This is a genomic window from Archaeoglobus sp., assembly GCF_017656475.1.
Lineage (GTDB): Archaea > Halobacteriota > Archaeoglobi > Archaeoglobales > Archaeoglobaceae > Archaeoglobus.
Window position 1 is genome coordinate 1 of sequence record NZ_JACDNT010000070.1, and the last position, 5,308, is coordinate 5,308.

Annotated in this window: 3 protein-coding genes; all 3 read right to left on the reverse strand. The window is 46.5% G+C overall.

Features of this window, described 5'->3' with window-relative positions:
• Positions 1 to 29 precede the first annotated feature (29 nt).
• The 3 genes from H0Z19_RS11590 to polC are packed head-to-tail and all read right to left on the reverse strand — an operon-like array spanning position 30 to position 4,865.
• A complete protein-coding gene (locus H0Z19_RS11590) occupies positions 30 to 947 on the reverse strand; it encodes an ADP-ribosylglycohydrolase family protein (protein ID WP_290726775.1) in 918 nt (305 codons plus the stop codon).
• Between the two features lie 27 nt (positions 948 to 974).
• Positions 975 to 1,391: an Lrp/AsnC family transcriptional regulator gene (locus tag H0Z19_RS11595; RefSeq protein ID WP_290726778.1), complete on the reverse strand. Its 417-nt coding sequence runs from the start codon at positions 1,389 to 1,391 to the stop codon at positions 975 to 977.
• A gap of 36 nt (positions 1,392 to 1,427) precedes the next feature.
• Positions 1,428 to 4,865: a DNA polymerase II large subunit gene (gene polC, locus H0Z19_RS11600; protein WP_290726780.1), complete on the reverse strand. Its 3,438-nt coding sequence runs from the start codon at positions 4,863 to 4,865 to the stop codon at positions 1,428 to 1,430.
• Positions 4,866 to 5,308: the final 443 nt, after the last annotated feature.

Genomic DNA, 5,308 nt, shown 5'->3' on the forward strand with positions numbered 1-5,308 from the left:
GATAAAAGTCCAGAGGAGTGCAGAATTGACTAAGTTAGCTTCACTATCCTCATGTGGAGGTCGTAGAGCTTCATAGCAAGCTCTTCAAGAAAATCCCTGTCTTTCAGCTTTTTCAGCCATCTTTCGGGGATGCTGAAGCCCTTCGCTCCCTTAATCGCCCCGCACACAGCAGCAATAGAATCTGCATCCCCTCCAGCATTAACGGCCTTTATAAGCGATTCCTCGAAGTCTTTCCCCGAAAAGTACGAGTAAAACGCCATCGGGACTACATCGAGTGCAGAGATGCTGTTCCCAAGCTTTTCAACAGCATAGCTTACATCTCTGTCCGAGATTTCGTAGGCGAATTTTATTTTCTCCGCGAGAAGGTTGTCGTAAGCCTCAACCCTTTTCAAAACCTCATCCAGCATTTCCTCATCGCTGAAGTCAAGAACGTTGCACGATATTGCTATTGCAACAGCCACAGCCCCGCCGATTGCCGCAGAGCCCGTGTGCGTCACTCTGGCTGAGATTTCTGCATATTTCTCCACGAGATTCAGGCTGAAGTGGTAAACAAGCCCTACGGGTGCGACTCTCATTGCCGCACCACATGTATCGCTGAAAACCCCGGCCCTGCTCCAGTGCACACCCCTCATTAAATTCGATATCGCTCTGGTTGAGCTCGGCCCAATCCTCCTGCTGCTCGTCTCTACAAACCACTTTTTCAGCTTCTCGGCGAAGTTTTCCGGGCTGAAGTAAACCGTTTCGAGAATTGATTCGGCGAGAACGATCATCTGCTCCGTATCGTCAGTCCACTCTCCAGCCTTCAGGTCACCGTAAGGAGACGGCAGGAAATCCCTAACCTCGCCGTAAAGCTGTTTGATGTTTTCAGGCGATAAGCCTTCGACCGGCATACCAAGAGCATCTCCAACCGCCAGACCCAAAATGCAGTTTCTGAACCTGTCTTCCATTGCTTAATTTACTGCCTGAATGCTAATCTACTTTACGATATCCGTTATTATCGAGGGGCAGACTCTCTTAACACCCACCATTTCCGCTATTTTCTGATGTATTTCTGAGAGTTCCTGCACGGACTTTGCTATTATTTCTGCCATTATCGTGTGGTCTCCTGTAGTGAGCCAGAGCGATTTAACACTTTCAAGGTTTTTGAGTTCCTCAACCACCTTCCAGAGTTTATCCGGTTCGACATCAACACCAGTCAGCGAAGCGCTGAGACCAACCTTCTTGTAGTTGATGATGGCCTTGTAGCCCAGAATCTCTTCTCTCTTCTCCAGGTTTGATATTCTCTTCCTTACCGCCGCCTCAGTTACATTCATCTCCTTGGCTATCTTCGTCTTCGGAATTCTGGCGTTGCTAACAAGCAGGTTAATTATTTTCAGGTCCTTTTCGTCCACTCTTTAGTGTTTACTTCAAACTATATATTTTTGCTGTTAGACGAAATCGGATATTGAAACTTGCTTTTCAGTACCGTTTTCGAACATCGATTTTATTTCCTGCTCAAGAAGCATGAGCCTCTGTCTGGTGTAGTTGGACACGTTGAAGTTCTCACACAGGAACTTGGAGAGTTCGAGGTACTTCATAATGGAGCTGCTGTGAACCGTTAGTGTGAGTTTGTTCCCACACTTCACACACTTCCCCACAAGCGGAATTCTGCGATATTTCGTGTTGCATTTTGTGCATCTGAACTCCTGCCTTGAGAAGGCCCTCAGATTTCCGATTATGTCGGGCAGGAAGTGGACATTTATAACCCTCTCAGCCACATCGTGCTCGTCAACAGCCACAATCATTTTTGCAAGTTCCATCTGCCTGTAAACCTTATCCTGCATCGTTTTCAGGGATTTGTACACACTCTCCTTCACCCCTGCGGCAATGTTTTCCGTGTCGTGAGTAAAGAACAATCCGCAGAACCTACTCTCATCCTTCAGCCTGTCCTTGACCTTCTCCACGCAGTCATCCACCTCCTTTGGACTCGCATACCTCATTGTAGCTTCGTAGAACTCAAGCGGGTAGCGTTCCATGATATCCATGTTGTGGACTTCCTTGTCAACCTCCTTTGGATCTACTATGGCTGTCAGGACTAATGGAGCGTCCATCTGACCTCCACGCTTGTCAGGCAGGAACTTTCTTGAGAAGTTCAGAAGACCGTCGAGTAAGAGCATGAAGCAGTCTTCATCACCGTCGCAGTTTCTCCTCTTAGCTGCATGGAAGTAGGGGTGGGCATAACCAGCAAGAACGTCGGAGAAACCGATTATTCTCCCGAGCACACCGGCAGAGGTGTGGGGAGCGAGACCAATCACCAGATGACCTATCAAGTCTTCAATTGTTTCTGCGTTGTAAAAAGGCTCCATTCCGTAAAACTTGACCAGCAAGTCGTCTATGAAGTTCGCTACTCTCAGTAAGTACTCTGCACCGCTCTTGGGCAGTATGACGTCTTGAGGCTTCAGCTCCACTATCTGGTTCTCGTTTTTAAGCTCCGCTCCCTTGTAGTCTTTCTCATAACCAAGCTCCCTGAGCTTCTCAACACTAACGCCAATTTCTGCCGGCCTGAAGTGCGTTATTGGAAGGTCAGTCGCATCAAATCTGGCAGTACCGTCTTTAAACACAAAAACACCGTGCTTAACTCTCAGTATCCCCTTTTCAAGCCTTTCGGGCATTTTTGTCTTTGACGTCATCCCGATTACTCCCTTTATTGTCGTGAATGAGTCGTACTCGCCAAGGTTTGCTATTGCCTTCTCATAGAGTTCTCTGAGGTTCACCTTTCTTTTCATGTATCCGTTACACTCTCTGCCGCAGCTTTCACAAACGCTCGAAGTATTCTTCATCCTGCACGAGGGGCAGTAGTAAAGCTGCTTGGTCAGCCCACCGCAATCGTCGCATTTCAGCCAGAAAGTCTCCTTCCCGCACTGACTGCACTTTCTTATCGCAATCTCGACTTCTATTTCGCCCTTTTTTGCATTGTAGCTTTTTGTGTAGTTTATAGCGTTCTTTATGTCTCTCGTGTTCCCACCAGCCATGCCAACCGGAAAGAGAATATGAGGAGGGGGGCTCATTTTTCTTTCCTTGGCTTTCTCAGGCCTCCCCATCCTCGCGCCTATCCTCGACAGGGCCTTTGGTCTAACTTTTATCCCGGAAACGCTGTTCACAATTTCCAGAACGTCTTTTCCTAACACTCCTGAGACTTTTGAAAGTTTCTCATCCAAGCCAAGACATCTTATGAAGGCTCTCCAGGTTTCGATTACGATAAAGGATTCTCTCACCTTGTGCTCCACCAGCAAATCCTCCAAAATCTCTTTGGCTCTCGAATCGTAGGGCAGAATTAAGACGCTCTTTCCGTGCTTTCCCTCTATCTTTCCATTGTCAGAAACAAAGTTTCTCAGGTATCTGTAGTCCTCCACACTTATATCGTGCCAGAGGTATGTGTAATTAGGGTGCAACGGCACGTGGTACTCATCGCACAGCTTCAAAGCTTCATCTTCACTTATCTTCCTGTAATCTCCCCTCAATCCAGCTTTTTCAGCTTCCTGAATCCACCACTCATAAGTATAGGATGCGGGGATGAGGGGGTGGTTGTTCTCAAGAAAGTCGCCGTAGTTTATCAGAATCTCCCCCAAATCGAGGATTGCGGCAACTTCACTTTTCAGAGCCTTAGCCTCGCTTAAGGTGTTAATCTTCACGACATCCCCGTTTCTGAGTCTGACTGTGGGCCCTTCTATTGTGGAGACAGGCACAACACCTCCCGCCTTTCCGGGCCTCTCAATCTTCAGCTGAGTTCCAACTGCAACAAAATCGAGAAGGTACATCGTTGCCGGGTTGATGCCGACTGTCGCAAATCCGGAATTCCTCGCCCTGCCATAACGCAGCCTGAACCCACCCTTTCTTGAAGGATGACTCAAAACAGGCCTTCCGGCAACGATGTCAGAGAGGTACTTGTCCTTCGGCTTGATCACAGTCTTTTCCTCTTTCTCATCATCACCGCTGTCTCCACCGCCTTTAATCAACTCATCAAGCCACTCCCACCCTTCGATACCCACTTCATCGACCATTTTCTTCAGCTTCGGAGCTTTCAGGGCAATACCTTCTGCAATGACGAGTGCCATTCCCCCTCTAACTCTGTTCGTCTCAACTCTCGGCAGGTTTCTGTATCCTGAAACTTCAGCACTCTCTGTAGGCTCACCGTCTATGCAAACCGGACAGTTCGAAACGATGAGTTTGATTTCCTCATCCTTGGGGAGATACTGAAGATTTGCAACCTTTTTGTAGAGAGGAATCTCCTCACAGTATCTGAGAATTTCCTCCTCTGTTGGTATATATCTGCCAATACCCATTTTCCTCCTTACATAATCGGCAACAAGAACAGAGATGACCTGGGCAGTTCCTCCCGCACTTCTAATCGGGCCTGCATAGTAAACTCTCAGAAAGTCATCCTTGTCAATCTTAACTTTTGCAATACCCTCAATGGGTGCTGCGACAACACCTTCGGTCATTATCGCAACTGCAGTCCTGACAGCTTTATCTATCGCATCTTCCTTCGAGGGCTCTCCAAACCTACCCTCCACAATTTCGTCCGCAACCTTGAAACAGATAATTTCCCTGCTCAAACCCTCTTCCTCAAGCTCCATTATGCGCTTTGCCAGTCCAGGCAAAGCCATCAGCTTCTCAACTCTCTCTGCCATGTTTTTCGCAATTGGAATCTCCACTCTTGGTTCAGGATCAAGTCCTTTTTTCCTTGCAACCTCTGCAATCCTGTAAATTCTTTCAAGTTCAACCATTAAGGACTCATGATACTTTCTTATCTCCTCAATCCTCCAGAAATCCTCGTTAGATTCTGATTCAAACAGCGGAAAGAACAAGTCCAGAGTTGCATCCATCTTTCGGGTTTACGTAACACGCAAAATAAGCTTTCTGGATGGTAAAATGAATATAATGACTCTTTTCTATTCTTTGCCTAATAGTGACATGAACTTTTAATTAATAAATGTTTAAAAATAGGGGTATGTATGGGATTGGTGCTGTAATCCTAATTATCATTAACACTTCATGTTTATAAATCTTGCTAAAAACAAGTCTAATAATCCGAATATCGAAATCATTGACTGGTAGACTAAAGACATGCTTGCAAGGATAAACTCCGTGGAAGGATAGCAACTCCAGAAGAGACGCCCATACAGTGGTATTTGTGGCTGAGAATGATTATTTGACAGGAAGTGTGATTGATACAAATGGAGAGAGACACATGATGTAGTTTGGGGTTAAGAATATTGGACCTGTCCACTTAACACAAACACCACCTCAATCGGTTGTAGTACAGCAT

Coding starts and splice junctions, on each gene's coding strand:
- polC (WP_290726780.1), bottom strand. CDS start 4,865: ATGGATGCAACTCTGGACTTGTTCTTTCCGCTGTTTGAATCAGAATCT.
- H0Z19_RS11590 (WP_290726775.1), bottom strand. CDS start 947: ATGGAAGACAGGTTCAGAAACTGCATTTTGGGTCTGGCGGTTGGAGAT.